Below are 17,570 nucleotides of genomic sequence, written 5' to 3' on the forward strand. Positions count from 1 at the left end.
CATTCAAAAATGGCTGCGACTATGGTAAATTTCGCGGCCTTTTTATTGATGTATAGGTGTTAGAATGTTTGCTGGCTTTGATTACGGTAGCTCAAATTGTGCAATCGGTGTAATGGATAATGAGCAACAAGTCTCTTTAGTACCCCTTGAGCAAGGCAAACAGTATTTACCCTCAACACTTTATACTCATCACAGTGCATTAGTTGTCGATTTTGTCACAAAACATCTGACAGGTAGCCCGTTTGAGCAGGATTTTAAAACTGAGCGACAAGCGCTTTTAAATACCATTCCTCGGATTAAATCTGACCTCGATATTCAAGCTGGTGATGAGACCTTATTTATAGGTCGCGAAGCAATTAGCGAGTATGTGCAATTTCCTGAAGAAGGTTACTTTGTAAAATCACCTAAGTCATTCTTTGGTGCAGTAGGCTTAAAGCAAGGGCAAATAAACTTCTTTGAAGACATTGCCACGGCGATGATTTTAAAAATTAAACAACGCGCCGAGCAATCTTTGCAAGACACATTAACAGAAACGGTAATTGGACGACCGGTAAACTTTCAATCAGTCGGTGGTGAAGAGTCTAATCAACAAGCGCTCGGCATATTAGAGCGAGCAGCAAAACGCGCAGGCTTTAAAGAGGTCTCATTTTTATATGAGCCGTTAGCGGCGGGGATTGATTATGAAACCTCATTGCAGCAAGACCAAAAAGTGTTGGTTGTCGATATTGGCGGGGGGACTAGCGATTGCTCATTTGTACAAATGGGGCCGAGCTTTCGTGAAAAACAGTGCCGTGACAATGACTTTTTAGCTCACAGTGGTAAGCGTGTGGGTGGAAATGATTTAGATATTGCGCTGAGCTTTCATGGTTTAATGCCATTACTAGGTTTAGGCACTGAGTTTAAATCGGGACTTCCACTGCCGAATCAACCGTTTTGGCAAGCTTGTAAAATCAATGATGTAAATCTGCAAAGTCAGTTTTATAGCGATGCCCATCATCGTGAGTTACTGACTCAACTTCGTGAAGTCAAAGAGCCTGCGCTTTTTAAACGCTTAATTCAATTGCAGCAAAATAAGCAAGGTCATCAATTAGTGCAGCAAGGCGAGGCGGCAAAAATTGCGCTCTCGTCAGCGAATGAATTTACTACAGATTTACGCTTCTTAGATTCAGACTTAACGCAGTGCTTAACGCTAAAAGATCTCGCTTTAGCCGTTGATGATTCGATAAGCCAGATAGTAAGCCTAGCTAAACAAGCGATTCAAGAAGCAGGCACAACGCCTGATGTTATTTACCTAACGGGCGGTAGTGCACAATCACCGCTTATCAAGGCTGCGTTAAAAGCCCATTTAGGTGATATTGCAATGCTGAACGGCGATCACTTTGGTAGTGTTACTGCAGGTTTAACTAAGTGGGCGCACAAGCTTTATAGCTAATAGCCCCCACTTTGATATATCGACTTATAGAACTAAAGAGTCACTTGGCGCGTTGCGAGGTATTTTTCGTAATCTGGCAACGTGCGGCACAACTCAGTTTCCATCATAGGTGAGCTTAATAGCATATCGGCACTGACTTCATTACAGGCAACAGGAATATTCCAAACCGCAGCTAAACGCAGTAATGCTTTTACATCTGGGTCGTGTGGCTGCGATGCAAGTGGATCCCAGAAAAACACCAGCATGTGCACTTCATGTTCAGCAATTTTAGCACCAAGTTGTTGATCGCCCCCCATAGGGCCGCTTAGCAGCTTAATCACTTCAAGCCCTGTTGTACGCTCGATTAAATGACCGGTTGTACCCGTACCGTATAGCGTGTGCTTACTTAAAATGTCTTGGTGTTTTTCACACCACGCCTGAAGGGCAGCTTTTTTACCATCATGGGCTACGAGGGCAATATTCTTTTTGGCTGGTAAGGCTTGTTGTTTTTGTTCCATAAGTGCTCTTATATCAATAGGTTAATTGCTAGTGCAATAAACACCAGCCCCGTGATCCGATCAATCCAAATTTGGGTTTGTGGGTGCTCACGAAAATAACTGGCTATCTTATCGCCGAAATAAATATACGTGCAGTCGATCGGAAAAGCAAAAAGTGGGTAGAGTAAGCCAAAAAAAGCGAGCTGAAAGGTCGTTGAAGATAAGCTCGGATCGACGAACTGCGGAATAAACGCAATAAAGAATAAGGCGACTTTAGGATTGAGTACCTCGGTCATCATTGCTTGAAACATCACATTTTGCTTTTTACTGGTACGTACATGAGGTTTTTCGTCGCAGTCTGATTCAGGCTGTGTGAAGGTGTCCTTTAACGTCATTACGCCCAAATAGCACAGGTACGCCGCACCTAAATACTGCACCGTGGTATAAGCAACAGTCGACGCTTTTAAGATTGCTGTTAAACCCACCACCGCAAAAAAAGTATGCACCACACCACCTAAGGCAAAACCAAAGGCACTTTGCATTCCGGCTTTACGGCCATTGGCAAAGGTTTGTGCCATTAAAAATGCATTAGAAGGGCCGGGAGCTACGGCAATTAAAAAGCTGGCGCCTAAAAACGACAGTAGAAATTCTGGATTGATCATCGGCACAAAGATAAAAAGCTAGGTAGTTGATTTTAACAAGCTTCTAGAAAAAGAAAAAGCGGGCAATCAATGCCCGCTAATTTGGGTTGGGGAAGTATTAGAACGTCACAGTGCTGTTGTTTGAACAAACAGTTGTGCTTTGTGCTTCACATACTTGGTAAGTGTAAGTGCCACCACCTTTTGTTGTGATAGTGTCAGTATAACTGTTAGTGTTTGCCACTGAGCCTACTTTGCTACCATTACGGTAAACATCTACAGTGCTTGTAGCAGCGCCACTCCAGCTTAAATCAATGTATTTAGTGCCTTTTGACTTATAACCTGAAGTAGAAAGACTAATATCATCACCACCTGGTGTTGTGCCACCGCCATTATCGCCACCACCTGCACAGCCATTGGCTGTTAGGTATGCATCTGCGTCAGCTGCTTTAACAATACCGTGACCGAAGTAAACATCGTGACCAGAAGCACCTTGATCTTCTGCCGTTGCTTTTAGTGCATCACGGATTTCTGTACCCGTACACTCAGGGTGATTTGACCACACTAGCGCTGCGATACCTGAAACAGCAGGCGTTGCCATTGATGTACCGCTCATGAAACCATAATCACTAGTACCAATTGCGATATCAATAGTTGTGCTTGAAAGAAGAGCTGAACGGTCTTCAAGTGCCGCACCGACAGCTGGAATTATTGTATCGTTAGTTTCGCCTAGTGTAGCGTATAACATGCCTGCTTCGTTATTGATGATAACAGCCCCGATACCGCCTGAGTTCTCGCAGTTATTTACCTTGTCATAGAACGAGATATTGCCGCGGTCAATCATACAAATTTTGCCCGCTGCGCCAGCATCTACGCTTTCAGCAGTACCCATGTAATACGCCGTGCCTGATGCATTGCCTGAGTTTTCCATTGATGAAGTAGCAAAGCCTGCGCCATCAGCTGCTAAGCTAGCTGACGTTGCCATACCTGCAGGGTAAGTAGAAAGTGTATCAACACCACCTGCTGTTACTTCAACACAGATAGTTTCATCTGTAGTAGAGCGTTTACCGCGGCCAGATGTACAGCTAGGGAACTGCGAGAAATCTGCAATTTGGTTGTCCGCATCATTTGCACCAACCATCATTACAGATGGATAACCTGCAGGGTATGAACGTACGCTGTTACCATCGTTACCCGCTGCAGCAACGACTAAACCGCCAGCGCTTGTGAAATTAGCAAATGCGTTAGACTCGGTGCTATTTGAACCACCGCCACCAAGGCTCATGCTGATGATATTTGCACCTGCTTGAGAACATAAATCTGCTGCGTGTGCTAAGTCTGAAGAGTAACCCCAGCCTTCAGCGTTGAATACTTTGATGATGTGCATTGCCACACCGGGTGCCATACCAACCACACCAACATTGTTGTCTGCTGCACCAATTGTGCCAGCTACGTGAGTACCATGTGGGCCACCATTGTCGTACCAGTTACCTGTGCCACTGTCATTATCACCTGTGATGTTACCCCATACAAAATCAGGGTTTGTAGCATCTAAACCAGAGTCAATTACACATACTTTCATGCCAGCATTTGCATCGAAGGTAACTTGATCAGCTTGTGATTGGTAAACTGCGTAAGGCGTTAATTGCTGCTGCATTGCATTACCAGCGTCATCGTTATAAAGCGCCATTGGTACACGCTTTTGGTCTTCTTCAACCAGTTTGATGTGAGGGTTGTTTAGTAAGCCTTTTACACTTGCAAGGTCATGACCTGTAAATTGCGCTGCAATAAAGCCATTACCATCAACTTTAATATCACCACCAAGCTTTTTAGCGAGGGCTTTAACTACGCCTTTTTTATTGTTGTCGACTTGGATGATGTAACGATCATTTGCTGCGTTTGCAGTTCCTGCTGCACATAGTCCACTGATGATCAGTGCTAATGCTAATTTATTCTTTTTCATAATTCGTGTCCCAAACCTGTTTTTGAGTTAACCAAGTGTTAACGCAAGTAAACAATAGTTTAATGGGGCAGTAGGTACAAGAAAAATAATCCACAAAACTGGAACAAATTATTCTAGAAAGATGCTTATTATAACGGTAGGAAATAACAGGATGTCTAAACGGGTAAATAGAATATAACGATTCTCATTTACCCAATATAACTAAAAGTATGATAAAACTTTTTATGACAAATGCTTATGTTTGAACAATAAATAGGTAAATGGGATGAGCATTAAAAAGTGCACGCCAATTAATACTGGTGTAGTCAAATTTAACAATTGCGTTATAAACACTAATAAACTTGCGCCACTCATTTGCATTAAGCCTATAAGTGCTGAAGCCGTACCTGCTTGTTTAGGGAACAAACTTAATGCACGGCCTGCTGATGAGCCAAGTGTCAGTGCAAAACCAAACGCAGCAATAAACATCGGAAACATCAACGCAAGCGCAGTACGTTGTTGGCTAAAGGCTAACATTAAGGCTCCTGCGATTACAAGCAGCAGGAGTCCTGCTTTTAACGCGCGCTTTGGTTGACGTTTGATGTACAGTGGCATTATAAAGCTTGCAACAATGCTCAATACCGCATTACAGGTAAACCAGAAAGTAAAGTCGGTAACGCTGCCACCTAATTCAGTAATAAGCCAGCCAGGTGCTAGCGTAACGAAGACTAAAATAGCCGACATAGTTACCAAGCAAATTAAGCTATGAAATAGAAACAATGGCGTGCTGATAATTGGCATAAAACGGCGTAAGTCAAGAATATGACCACTATATACACTATCTGCAGGGCGGGTTTCTTTATACATTAACATGGTTATGAATAAACCAATGAGTGCAAATACAGCCATGAATAAAAAGTTCATGCGCCAGCCAAACTGTACTGTGAGCCAAGCGCCTAAAATTGGCGCGAGGGCAGGGATAAAGCAAACGATACCATTAAGATAAGTAATAATTTGGCCGCTGCGTTCACTACCAAATCTATCTCTTACAATGGCAAACGCTACTACAAATGTGGCACAGGCCCCCAAACCTTGCAGTGCTCTTGCAATCATCAGGCTTGCAAAATCAGGTGCCAGATACGCGCCAAACGCCGCTAAACCATAAATTGTCACACCGGTGATTGCCACAGGCTTACGACCAAACTTATCTGCTAATGGCCCTGCAATGAGCTGTCCAAGCCCGACGGTAAGCATAAAAATAGCGACGGTTTGCTGAATTTGCTTTTCTGAAGCGCTGAATTGTTCTGCAATGGTCGGAAATGCGGGTAAGTAAATATCTATTGCTAACGGGCTAAAGATAACCAGAAGGCCAAGAATAAATAGTAAGCTGAGGTTTTTGTGCTGGCGTGACTGCATTCGCTCTCCTTTAAAACGGTATTTTATGTGCCCCTAAAGGAAAAGAAAAGCGTTCACTTGGCTAAAAGTGTAATACATACGTAATCATTAAAACTGCTTACAAAAAATTTCCATTTCGCTATCTGGTCTGATGTGTTAGTTTTTTATCTTACATCATAAAAATAATGGATAAACGTCGTGAGCTCACCATCATCATTATTAAAAATTTGGACTAAGTGTCAGTCATTGCCGAAAGGTAACTGGTTGTTTAGTAAAGCCGTGTGCTTTAAAGCACCTTACTTTGGGTCTATAAAGCCATTGATCACAAATTTGACTGCTGGGCATTGCAGTGCAATTGTTAAAAATCGCCGCGCAATCCATAATCACATTGGTACCATCCATGCAATTGCACAGTGCAATGTGGCAGAGCTTTGTGCTGGCTTAATGGTTGATGCAACTGTGCCGGCAAAAACGCATCGCTGGATCCCAAAAGGCATGACAGTGAACTACCTAGCAAAAATTGATACAGACATGCGTGCAGTTGCACAGATAGACGTGCCGAGTGAGTGGCTAGAAAAGCAGGATTTGCTTGTGCCCGTTAAGGTTTACAATAGCCGCGATGAACTTGTCTTCACCGCGGATATTACTATGTATGTAACCGCCAAAAAACGTTAAGACTTATCAGCGGCTTGTTTGTTTACAAACGACAAGTCGTTGTCATCATCAGCCAATATTGAAGTACTCGTTTGTTCTTCAGGCTTAATAGGCGCCACATTATCTTCTTCGTGACGATGTTTTAAGCTGCCTTCAATGATAGCTCCGGCTTCAATACTTAAAGTGTCGTGAAATACATCACCATGGACTTCAGCAGTACTTTCAATTGTCACTTTGTTGGCAATGAGTGAACCAATGATTTTACCTTTTACGACCACACTGTCTGCTTCGATAACACCTTCAATCATACCTGTGTGACCAATCACTAAGTGTTTAACATGTAAGTCGCCTTCGATACGACCATCAAGTTGAACCTCACCTTGGCTGGTAAGGCTACCTGTTAAGCGTACGTCTTCAGAAATAATAGAAGGAGTATGGTTGGTTCTTTTTAATGATGAGCCAGACGAACTAGCTGTTGATTGTTTTTTTTTACCGAACACGAGAAAGCGCCTTTGTTATTTTAACTGGATTGACATGTTTGCCATTCACTAAAACTTCGTAATGTAGGTGGGTACTGGTACTACGGCCAGTACTACCCATTAAACCGATGACATCATCTTTAGTTACTGTTTGGCCTTTTTTAACCTTAATTTTATTAAGGTGGCCGAAGCGAGTAACGAAGCCATTTTTGTGTTGTAGTTCGATAAAGTTGCCATAGCCGCCATTACGACCTGCACGAAGTACGGTGCCATCGGCTGGAGCAAAAATTTCGGTTTTATGCCAACCTGCTAAATCAACCCCTTTATGAAAAGCACGGCGGCCATTCATTGGGTCTTTGCGTAGGCCAAAACTGCTAGAAATATAGTAGTCAGCAGCAGGGAGTGTTTGTGGTAACTCACTCAGCAAGTTTTCTAGGTTGTTTAACGCTAGTAAGTTGTCGGCAATTGCTAAAAATTCAGCAGGAATTCTTGATTCGTCAAACAAGTCTAACGGGCCACCCTGGGCTGTGTCTGAGCTTTCAAGTATTGAGGTATTGGCTAGACTGCTATCAAGACCAGCCCCTTCGAGCATGGCAACAATTTCTTGATGGCGTAATTTGATTTGTTCATCTAGCACTACGAAACTACGATTATAAGCCGCATCAAGACGTGCTAAACGCTCAGTCATACTTTCTAAGTGTTTTACTTGTTTTGGTTGCTGCTCATCTTCTAAAGGAGCATGAAAATCTTCAGCATTTTCTTTAATCGGTAAAAGTAGAGGTTCAGCATCGTTTGGCAAGGTGGGTTTGTTCATCGATTCTGGTAGTGATTCAATCATGCTTTGCAATAGCGCTTGTTTTTGCTCAAGAATTGCTAGTTGCTCTAATTGTTTTTCATAGGCAGCTTGCTGTTGAAAGTGCTGCTTTTTCCACTCTTGCTGCTTGGTAACCTGTTTTTGCTCAATGCTGGTTATCTTGTCTGCTTGTGAAATGATTTGAAGTGTTGAGATACTAAGCCAAGCAATGGCTATTAAAATAACCATTAAGGTCGTCAATTGTAGCCAAGGCGCTAATACCAAGTGTTTTACTTCGCCATTTTGACGGATCAACAGCTGTCGAGCTGGAAAAAACGTGCGATAAAAAGACTTAAGTTTAACTAACATGGCGTACAAAATTTAACTAATAACCGAGTTAAGATAGCAACCTCAGTTAAAAAAGCCAGCAAAAAATTGTAACTCAGCTGAAAAAGCACAAAAAAAAGGGCAAAAAATGCCCTTAACACTTGTTCTGGAAATAAAAATAGTGAGTTACTTTTATTTAGCAGGTAGCACGGTTCCTTCAACTGAACCAAAACCAATTCGTGCAAAACCGTCTTTTTCGCACCAACCACGCATAATTACGTTGTCGCCGTCTTCTAAGAAAGCACGCTGCTCACCATTAGCAAGGGTGATCTTTTCTTTACCACCGCGAGAAAGCTCTAATAATGAACCTGCTTCTTCGTGCTCAGGGCCTGATTGCGTACCCGAACCTAACATATCGCCTGGTTGAAAGTTACAGCCATTTACAGTGTGGTGAGTCACCATTTGCGCAACTGTCCAGTAAGAGTGCTTGAAGCTTGATTTAGATACTTGTGTTGGTGCTTCGCCGGCTGCACGCATCTTTTCAGTTTCAATTTGCACATCCATTTTGATATCGAATGCACCAAGCTCACGGTTATGAGCTGACTCTAAATAGTCCATTGGTTGTGGATCGTTTTCGTCACGTGTCCAGTTTGTTCTAAATGGTGCCAGTGCTTCTGTCGTAACAATCCAAGGTGATACTGTCGAAGCGAAGTTTTTCGCAAGGAATGGACCAAGCGGCTGGTATTCCCACGCTTGTAAATCACGTGCAGACCAGTCATTAAATACACAGAATCCAAATACGTGGTTTTCAGCATTTTCGATGGCAATCGCATCGCCTAATTCATTACCTTTACCAAGGTAAATACCTAACTCAAGTTCGTAGTCTAGGCGTTTACACGGGCCGAATGATGGTACTTCTGCATCTGGCGCTTTAGTTTGACCGTTAGGGCGGTGGAACGTTTGACCAGATACATCAATTGACGATGAACGGCCGTGATAACCAATTGGTACCCATTTGTAGTTAGGTAGAAGTGGGTTATCAGGGCGGAATAGACTACCTACTGCTGTTGCGTGGTAAATAGAGGTATAAAAGTCAGTGTAATCACCAATACGGCACGGTAGTGAAAATTCGATGTCAGCTTGAGCGATAAGCGCTTCGCTTAATTGCGCTTGCTCACTGGCACCTTCACGAAGTGCTTTTGATAACGCTAGACGCAGTGCAGACCAATACTGCTGACCAAGACCCATAAATTCATTGAGTGTAGCTTGGCTTGCAGCTTTAACGGCAATCTGTGCATCACCAGAGAATAAACCAAGTTCATTTACTTTTGCTAAGTCGATAACTTGATCACCAATAGCTACAGCGCCACGGAACGCTTCATCTGAATTTTTACGACGTACTTCTGCAAAAGGAAGGTTTTGAATTGGGAAGTCACAGTTCGCTTCGTTAGCAGATGCAACCCAGCTTTTTAGATTAATATCGTGGGTTTCGTTAATTAGGCTCATACTCTTTCCTTATTGGTTCGCGCTGATTTATTAGTTATCTATATGGAGGCAATCAACGCAATTTAAACAGTTAGTTTAAAACAGAATTTAAAACGACAAAAAGCAGCGTGTTAAACGCTGCTTTTTAAGCGCAATATGGCGGTTTAGATTACACCACGACGCTCTTGATCACGTTCGATTGACTCGAAAAGGGCTTGGAAGTTACCTTCACCAAAACCGCCGTCATCTACACGTTGGATCATCTCGATGAAGATAGGACCAAATAGGTTCTTCGAGAAAATTTGCAGTAGATAACAGTTTTCGCTTTGGCTATCTACTAGGATCTGATGCTTACGGATCTTCTCTTTATCTTCTTTAACCCAAGGCACACGGTCAAAAATGGTGTCGTAGTACTCTGGGATGATATCTAGTGTCGCAATCGTTGATTGGTCAAGCTTATCAAGTGAACTTACTAGGTCATTCGTTAGGAATGCTAAATGCTGTACACCCGGACCATTGTACTCATTTAAGTACTCATCGATTTGGTTGTTGTTGTTATCTTTACCTTCATTGATTGGAATCGAGAAAGTGCCGCACGGCGATTTTAGTGCGTAAGATAATAACGCTGTTTTTTGACCTTTAATGTCAAAGTAACGAACTTCAGTAAAACCAAATACGTCTTTATAGAAGTTAGCCCATGTTTCCATCGTGCCTTTATAAACGTTATTGGTTAAATGGTCGATACGGATGAAGCCTTTGTCTTCAACAATGTTTTGCTCGCTTAAATCTTCAAAATCTGACTCATAGATAGAACCTTTGTCGCCAAATTGCTCGATGAAATAAATTAAGCTGTCGCCGATACCGTAAATAGCAGGGTATGGTAAGTTTTTGTGAGTTGAGTCTGTCGCAGGTTTTGCACCGCGCTCAACAGCAACCTCGAATGCTTTTTGTGCATTCTCTACACGCCAACCCATAGAACAGATTGCCGGGCCGTGGCTTTTAGCAAATTCAGCAGAGAAACCTTCACGCTCATTGTTTAGTAAGAAATGAATGTCATGCTGGTTATAGTAAACAATGTCTTTACCTTTGAATTTTTTTAGCTTTGAGAAGCCAAAATCAGTAAATACTTTGTCCATATAATCTGCATCTGGTGTTGCGTATTCAGTGAATTCAATGCCCATTAGGCCTAACGGATTATTTACTTCGCTCATTGTCATTACTCCCGCAATTATAAGCACTGCGCTAAAAAGAATTATTGTTATGTAATGAGCGGATGATTAACCAGAAATTCAATTTGGGGAAGATCACAGCGTTATTTAGCCAAAGTCCCTTTTGTAAATTTAATGAGACAATGGTTTTAATTTCATCATGTGAAGTGAAAATAGTAAAAATAAAGATTAAAAAGAGTAAATAAAGCGCCGTTAATAAATATTTAATGAACTGATATTTATAAGCTTTTTTGTATTTTATTCGTTTTGTTTTCGCCAAATAAAGTTAGAGTGAATGTATCGAATTGTTTACATTTTTATGCTGATTGTTAAGGGCTGGTATCTCAAGTTTATGATTAAACGAAGTTCAGAAATTGAGAGTTTTTAAATAGGAGTTTTGCCATTGTATGGAAGCGTTCTTGAGTTAATGTTTCGAATTAGAAAGTAATATCGGAAAGATTAATGGCAGAAAGGGGAGTGTATGTGACTTTGCTACTATTAACTAGTAGCCTATTAAGCTATAAGTATCCCCACAGCTCTAGCTGTGGGGATTGAGTTTTATTGCTTTTCAGCTGTCACTTCTAGCTCTTCAGCTAAGATGTGCTCAGTAGTTTGTGGCTCGTGTTGGCCTTCAGCACCATGCATCCAAGCTACAAGTTTGTCGCTTAGTAAGTACATGATCACAGCAGAAAGTACCGCTGTTGCGCCTAAACCAATGAAGATACCCATCGCGTTGTCTAACGCTTCTTCACCTTCACCTAGGAATGAACCTACGAAACCAGCAATCTTGTTTGCAACCGCTGTACATAGGAACCAAATACCCATAAGCATTGAAGCTAGACGAAGAGGTGCAAGTTTACTCACCATAGATAGACCAATTGGAGATAAACATAACTCACCTAGTGTGTGGAATAAGTAGAATAATACTAACCACATCATGCTAATTTGTAGGTGCTCACCTTGACCTTGTGTCATTAACGCGAAGATCATAGTGATGAAACCAAGTGCTAAGAAAATAAGTGCAATAGCAAATTTAACTGGTGAATTAGGTTCACGTTTATCAAGCTTTAACCAAATAATGGCAACTAAAGGTGCAAATACAATGATGAAAATTGAATTTAAAGATTGGAACCATGAAGCAGGCACTTCAAAACCAAGTAACATACGGTCTGTGTAATCGTTAGCGAAAAGGTTCATTAAACCACCCGCCTGTTCAAAGCCCATCCAGAAGATGATGCTAAATACACTCATAGTAAAGATAACTTTAATTCGGTCAGTTTCAACTTTCGTTAATGGCTCTTTAGTATTTGATTCAGATTGTGCTTGAGAAAGCTTAGCTGAAGGCACTACACCGATTTCGCCTAAGTATTTATTACTTAGTGCAAGTTGGAGAAGAACTGAGATCACCATACCTACGCCAGCTACGATGAAACCCCATTGCCAGCCCATTGCAGCTGCAGCATAACCCGCAACTAGAGGACCTAATGCACCACCTAGGTTGATACCCATGTAGAAGATAGTGAACGCGCCATCACGACGTTGGTCACCTTCTTTGTATAGATCACCTACCATAGTTGAAATGTTTGGCTTGAATAAACCGTTACCAATGCAAAGAAGTGTTAAACCAATGTAGAAAATATTTTCTTCTTGGCCAGCTAAATAGCTGTGAGGAATACCCATAGTGAAATGGCCTGCAGCCATTAATAAACCACCAAGGATAATTGCTTTACGTTGTCCTAATACGTTATCGGCTAACCAACCACCGAATAGTGGTGTGATATATACAGCCATTGTGAAGGTACCATATAGGCTCAATGCGTCTGCATTTGACCAACCAAAACCACCTTCTTGTACAAGCGCTACTAAATATAAAACTAAAATGGCGCGCATGCCGTAGTAACCGAATCGTTCCCACATTTCTGTGCCGAACAACAGGAATAACCCTTTAGGATGCCCTAAAAAGTCACCTGCTTTAGGTAATGAACTCATATTTACTTCCTAACTCTAAGTTTTTATTTGAGGCCTTATTGTTTTTGCTTTGGTCGTTCTATGTAATTTATTGAGTGAACGGGCGGCCATGTTTTTTTGATGCAGCTAAGATAATGGTTTGTTGCTCAAGTTATGAACTTAAGGGTATAGGACACACCCTTATCCTAGCTACAAGTGCGCTACAGTATACATAGACCTCTTGGTCAGGGGAAGATCTTGCGGTAGGTACACCATTTGTTGCGTTAACTTAACCTTACCAAATACAACCAATTTAAGATTACTTGATACTTGTCAGTAATACTTAGCAATTCATTTTAAGTTTATGTGATGAGTTATTTTTGTTTGGGTAGGTGTAATTTGTTGCAATGAAAGCGGATCTTTTGGCATCTGGATAGCTGAGCAAGTACTTTAAATTGTCCAAAATTGTTTACAATAGACTATTCAGCCGCTAGTAGTTAGCGTATTATTCTCATACTATAGGTTCCCGTTTTTTGAGGATGTAATGCGTTTAGATATCCACTGTGCTGACCGAATCGGTATCGCACAAGAGATTCTCAATATCTTAGTAAGTTATCAGGTTGACTTAAAAGGTATTGAAGTAGATTCGGTTAATTGTCGTATGTATGTCAGTTTTCCTCCTATTGAATTTGAGCAATTTCAAAAGATCATGCCTTCTATTCGCTTAATTGACGGCGTGATGGATGTTCGCACAACTGCATTTCTACCTTCTGAGCGAGAGCATAATGAATTAAATACATTACTGCGAGCATTGCCTGATGGTGTAATATCTATTGATGCTAAAGGCTGGGTGCGATTATGCAATGATGCAGCTTGTCGCGATTTACAGCTATCTGAAAATGAAGTTATAGGCGCTAATATTAATAACTTGCTGAAAGGCTTTAACTTTACTCGCTGGTTAGAGGGTAAAGAGGTGCTTGGTCAAACAACGCGTGTAGAAGTTGCTGGCGAAGATTTTATTGCTGATATTCTTCCTATTTCAGTTCCACAAGGTGCTGAAGGGGATGTGTTAGCGGGCGCCGTAATTAACATTAAATCGCAAAGTCGACTTGGTCAGCAAGTGAGTGCCTTTCGTCGATATGGCCAAGAAAGTTTTGCGACAATCCATAATTTTAGCACTGCAATGCGTCGTGTTGTTCGTGAAGCTCGCAAAATGGCACAGCTTGAAGCGCCAATTTTGATAACTGGTGAAACGGGGACAGGTAAAGAACTACTTGCACGGGCTTGTCATTATGCATCTAACCGTTCAGTAAAACCCTTTATTGCCTTATCGTGTGCATCGTTACCTGATGACGTGGCTGAGTCAGAGTTATTTGGTTATGCGGGCTATGAAGAAAACGCGGCACCAAAACGTGGCGTTTTGGAGCAAGCCGATGGTGGTACAGTGTTTTTAGATGAAGTTGGTGAAATGTCGACTCAATTGCAAACTAAGTTGCTGCGATTTTTACAAGATGGCACATTTCGCAAAGTCGGTGATGAAAACGAAGTAAAAGTGAATGTACGTATTGTTGCTGCAACGCAAAAAGACTTACCGGCCATGGTGCAAGAGGGGACATTTAGAGAAGATCTTTATTACCGGATTAATGTTTTGACCTTAGAAATTGCGCCATTACGTGACAGAAAAGCTGATATAGGCCCGTTAGCAGAACATTTTATTCAAAAGTATGCCCAACAAAATGGTCATTCTGTGCCTGTGATGTCTGAAGATTGTTTACGCTTTTTACAAGATTATCCGTGGCCGGGTAACGTACGCCAATTAGAAAATGCGATTTACCGTGCGGTGTCGTTGTTAGATGATAACGAACTGCGTATTGAACATTTGCAGTTACCAACCTTTACTCATGATTTAGGTTATCTTGAGTCTGACTTTGAAGGAACTTTAGATCAAGCGGTAAAACGCTTTGAAGCGACCTTACTTCGTAAGCTCTATCCGGCTTATCCTAGCTCTCGACAGCTTGCTAAGCGATTAGGTTTGAGCCACACCGCAGTGGCAAACAAACTTCGAGATTATGGCATTAACCGTAAGACAGTGAAGGTTTAAAAGTAACCCCCCACAATAATCGTTAATTAAGCAAAAAGCTTGGGTGAAAAGCCAAGCTTTTTGCTACTGTTTGGTACCCATATCCTTGGTGACACCATCAATGGCAATATTTTTGATACCGTCATTGTCAAATTTGATAACAATACTTATGTTATTGCGGGCAAAAAAGTAATCTCGGTTATCTAGGCTTATAACATAATCGCCTTTGACTGAGTCGCTAAATTTGCGCTTTTCGAGTTTTAAGGAGTGATCTGCTATTTGCCAATTGAAGCCTTCAATAAAGCCATTATTAAACTCTTGTACCCAAACTTGTTGTTCGTCTTTACTCAGTGTAATCGCAACGGAGTATGACTCAGGCAAAGACATGTCATAGCTTTTATCACCAATAGTGAATTTTTCGGCAGTTTGTTGCCAAGCAAAACCAAATTTAAAATCTTTTTCCACACCCGTTGGGTATTTTAAAGTACCGTTACCTGGAAAGTTGAAGTCAGCATATGCTGAGCCGGTAAATAAACTAGCAGAAAATAGAGTTACCAAACTGAATAGTTTCATTAGGCTTATCTGTTTTTATAATAATATATGCACAGATTAGAGCAGAATATTCGCCTTAGCAATATGCTGTGATACACTTTGTGAATTATCAACTGGTTAGACCTTTTATTGTGAATCTATATTTTCGACTAATATTATTGTTTTTTAAAATCAAACGTAATCGTGACTATCAAGGTTTACTCGACACGATAGATATTGAATTCAGAGCACTGCCGACTGATTGCGATATTAACTTGCACCTGACTAATTCCCGTTATTTAGCAATGATGGATTTGGCGCGCACTTGGATGACAGAAAGAGTAGGGTTGCTTCAACATATTATGAAACGTCGTTGGTTCCCGATCGTTAATGCGACTGCAATTACCTATATTCGCGATATTAAACCAATGCAAAAATACACTGTTAGTACGCGTTTAGTTGGCTGGGATCATAAATACTTTTACATTGAACAAAAGTTTCACTCTGAGCGTGGATTGCATGCGATTGCCTATGTACGAGGGGTATTTAAACGTAAGAAAGGTGTTGTGAGCGTTGAAGAAATGCTTGAAGTTGCTGGGTTTGAAGGTGTAGCTCCTATCTTGCCAACAGAAGTAATGCACTGGAAAGAAATGTTAGAGCAAAAGAAACTCACAAATAAGTGATACCCAAGATAAATAAAAAAATGCCAGCTAAGCTGGCATTTTTATGGTTTTAAACACAGTTTACTCTGCAGCGCAAACTGCTTCACTAACAAATGTTAAGTCATTAACATGCGAAGGACCATCCATTACAAACGTTGCTTCTGCAGTGTTTTGGTCAAGTGAGTAGATTTTAGCATTTTCACCACTTTCGCGGCCTGAAACATAAATTGTACCATCATCTGCAATCGCAATACCTGATGCCCAATTTACACCATGCTCACCAACAAGTGTCAATTCTAAGCTACCTTCATCTAGCGTATAAAGTGCTTTACCTGTTAACACGTAAAGTACGTTAAAGTCATTTGAGTAAGCAATATCACCATCTGAGAAAGTATCACCAGGGTAAGATAGTTTACCAAGAACTGTCTTATCACCTGTTTCTAAATCAAAGTCGTACATATATGTCTTACTTGTTGCACGAAGAGCAAGACCATCAGCGGTGACTGTTGAGCGGTAAATAGGGAATGAAGTCGCATCAACTACTTCCGCTTGTTGGTTAGTTGCTAAATCTAAGCTGTAAATTTTAGATGCTTTGCTGCTCTTATCTAGTTGCTCCATGAAATAAAGCACACCGTCTTTACTTGCAATATTTGAAGCTGTGTTATTTAGGCCTGCAACAATAGTGACAGAGCTTGAAACTGGGTTGAAATGATAAACATAGCCCTCAGTTTCTGAACCGAAGTTATTAATACCATATAGACCTGTTTCAACTGCACAAGGTTCTGGAATTTCTGTTAGAGAAACATTATCAAGAAATGCGCCTAAAGAGTCTGATTTACCAGCACCAGCAAAGCTCAATACTGAACTAGTATCGTTTGCTTCTACAGTAAAGCTATATTTAGTCCAGCCTTTTGTGCTGCTATTAATGGTCGCTAATTCATTACCATTCCATAAAACTTTGGCAGCGTTTGTTGTCGCATTACCTTCAACACGCGCAGAGTAATAAAAAGTAAGTTCGTACTTTTTACCTGCTGAAGTAGCTACGCTCTGTGAAATTGAATAGTTAGCAGTTGAGTCTAGTTCCAGAAGTTGATTACCATCTTGAGCTGGAACAATACCTAATTTGTTAGTTTGTAACTCAAATTTAGCATTGTTACTACGGCTCCAGTTATCGATATTACTGAATAACTGCCATTGTCCACCATGGCCAGTTACTGTGTTATTTTCAAATGACCCGTTTTCAACTAGGTTTGTGCTTGCCATTGCCATACCAGATGCGATAGCTAAAGGTAACACTGCTAATTTAGAAACTAAGCTTTTCATGACAGTCTCCGAAGTTGTTAACATAAAATTAATATTTAATAATATCATTTTACTGTTTTTTGCTGGTGTTTATCAAATAGGGAATAGATCTAAATTTATACTTTTTTAATTATTTATATTAATCATTTGATTTTTAATAAGAATTTAGTTTGTAGGAAAATTCTGATTTTTCGATGGGAAAATAATAAAAAACGCAAA

15 protein-coding genes are annotated in these 17,570 nt (G+C 40.9%); 4 read left to right on the plus strand and 11 right to left on the minus strand.

Annotated elements, in window-relative coordinates; translation table 11 throughout:
• The first annotated feature begins 64 nt into the window (after nt 1-64).
• On the plus strand, nt 65-1,432 hold the full coding sequence (gene yegD, locus CWC02_RS05485) for a molecular chaperone (protein ID WP_138616921.1): 1,368 nt from the start codon (nt 65-67) through the stop codon (nt 1,430-1,432).
• A 32-nt stretch (nt 1,433-1,464) separates the two neighbouring features.
• On the opposite strand, the gene CWC02_RS05490 is transcribed toward yegD, so the two are convergent.
• From CWC02_RS05490 to CWC02_RS05505, 4 genes are all read right to left on the minus strand, one after another.
• Nucleotides 1,465-1,929 carry a methylglyoxal synthase gene (locus tag CWC02_RS05490; protein WP_054551787.1) on the minus strand — a complete coding sequence of 155 codons (465 nt, stop codon included), beginning with the start codon at nt 1,927-1,929 and terminating at the stop codon, nt 1,465-1,467.
• An 8-nt stretch (nt 1,930-1,937) separates the two neighbouring features.
• Nucleotides 1,938-2,570: a LysE family translocator gene (locus CWC02_RS05495; RefSeq protein ID WP_138616923.1), complete on the minus strand. Its 633-nt coding sequence runs from the start codon at nt 2,568-2,570 to the stop codon at nt 1,938-1,940.
• Between the two features lie 97 nt (nt 2,571-2,667).
• The gene (locus CWC02_RS05500) at nt 2,668-4,509 is read right to left on the minus strand and encodes a S8 family serine peptidase (protein WP_138616925.1); all 1,842 of its coding nucleotides are present in this window, start codon (nt 4,507-4,509) and stop codon (nt 2,668-2,670) included.
• A gap of 222 nt (nt 4,510-4,731) precedes the next feature.
• On the minus strand, nt 4,732-5,904 hold the full coding sequence (locus CWC02_RS05505; RefSeq protein WP_138616927.1) for a multidrug effflux MFS transporter: 1,173 nt from the start codon (nt 5,902-5,904) through the stop codon (nt 4,732-4,734).
• Nucleotides 5,905-6,081: 177 nt separating this feature from the next.
• Here CWC02_RS05505 and CWC02_RS05510 point away from each other — a divergent pair, with 177 nt between their 5' ends.
• Complete coding sequence (locus CWC02_RS05510) at nt 6,082-6,558, plus strand: hotdog fold domain-containing protein (protein ID WP_054551784.1); 477 nt, start codon at nt 6,082-6,084, stop codon at nt 6,556-6,558.
• On the opposite strand, the gene CWC02_RS05515 is transcribed toward CWC02_RS05510, so the two are convergent.
• The 5 genes from CWC02_RS05515 to CWC02_RS05535 all read right to left on the minus strand — a co-directional run bounded on the left by CWC02_RS05515 (nt 6,555) and on the right by CWC02_RS05535 (nt 12,818).
• The gene (locus tag CWC02_RS05515; protein ID WP_054551783.1) at nt 6,555-7,037 is read right to left on the minus strand and encodes a bactofilin family protein; all 483 of its coding nucleotides are present in this window, start codon (nt 7,035-7,037) and stop codon (nt 6,555-6,557) included. The two genes, CWC02_RS05510 and CWC02_RS05515, sit on opposite strands and share 4 nt — an antisense overlap.
• Nucleotides 7,027-8,178, minus strand: coding sequence for a M23 family metallopeptidase (locus tag CWC02_RS05520; protein ID WP_054551782.1), 1,152 nt, complete (start codon nt 8,176-8,178; stop codon nt 7,027-7,029). Before CWC02_RS05520 ends, CWC02_RS05515 begins: the two co-directional genes overlap by 11 nt.
• 150 nt (nt 8,179-8,328) lie before the next feature.
• Nucleotides 8,329-9,642 carry a fumarylacetoacetase gene (fahA, locus tag CWC02_RS05525; RefSeq protein ID WP_138616929.1) on the minus strand — a complete coding sequence of 438 codons (1,314 nt, stop codon included), beginning with the start codon at nt 9,640-9,642 and terminating at the stop codon, nt 8,329-8,331.
• A gap of 143 nt (nt 9,643-9,785) precedes the next feature.
• Nucleotides 9,786-10,832 carry a 4-hydroxyphenylpyruvate dioxygenase gene (gene hppD, locus CWC02_RS05530; protein ID WP_055021474.1) on the minus strand — a complete coding sequence of 349 codons (1,047 nt, stop codon included), beginning with the start codon at nt 10,830-10,832 and terminating at the stop codon, nt 9,786-9,788.
• A 555-nt stretch (nt 10,833-11,387) separates the two neighbouring features.
• On the minus strand, nt 11,388-12,818 hold the full coding sequence (locus CWC02_RS05535) for a peptide MFS transporter (protein WP_138616931.1): 1,431 nt from the start codon (nt 12,816-12,818) through the stop codon (nt 11,388-11,390).
• 502 nt (nt 12,819-13,320) lie between these two features.
• On the opposite strand from CWC02_RS05535, the gene tyrR reads away from it, so the two are divergent.
• The gene (gene tyrR, locus CWC02_RS05540; RefSeq protein ID WP_138601465.1) at nt 13,321-14,877 is read left to right on the plus strand and encodes a transcriptional regulator TyrR; all 1,557 of its coding nucleotides are present in this window, start codon (nt 13,321-13,323) and stop codon (nt 14,875-14,877) included.
• 63 nt (nt 14,878-14,940) lie between these two features.
• Here tyrR and CWC02_RS05545 read toward each other — a convergent pair whose 3' ends face one another.
• Complete coding sequence (locus CWC02_RS05545) at nt 14,941-15,429, minus strand: hypothetical protein (protein ID WP_054551777.1); 489 nt, start codon at nt 15,427-15,429, stop codon at nt 14,941-14,943.
• Nucleotides 15,430-15,539: 110 nt separating this feature from the next.
• Between CWC02_RS05545 and CWC02_RS05550 the strand changes: the two genes are divergently transcribed.
• Nucleotides 15,540-16,070 carry a thioesterase family protein gene (locus CWC02_RS05550; RefSeq protein ID WP_138601468.1) on the plus strand — a complete coding sequence of 177 codons (531 nt, stop codon included), beginning with the start codon at nt 15,540-15,542 and terminating at the stop codon, nt 16,068-16,070.
• Between the two features lie 60 nt (nt 16,071-16,130).
• Here CWC02_RS05550 and CWC02_RS05555 read toward each other — a convergent pair whose 3' ends face one another.
• Nucleotides 16,131-17,372 (minus strand): DUF642 domain-containing protein, encoded by a 1,242-nt coding sequence (locus CWC02_RS05555; protein ID WP_054551960.1) that lies wholly within the window; start codon nt 17,370-17,372, stop codon nt 16,131-16,133.
• Nucleotides 17,373-17,570 lie beyond the last annotated feature (198 nt).

Source organism: Pseudoalteromonas sp. S2721, from assembly GCF_005887425.1.
Taxonomy (GTDB): Bacteria; Pseudomonadota; Gammaproteobacteria; order Enterobacterales; family Alteromonadaceae; genus Pseudoalteromonas; species Pseudoalteromonas simplex.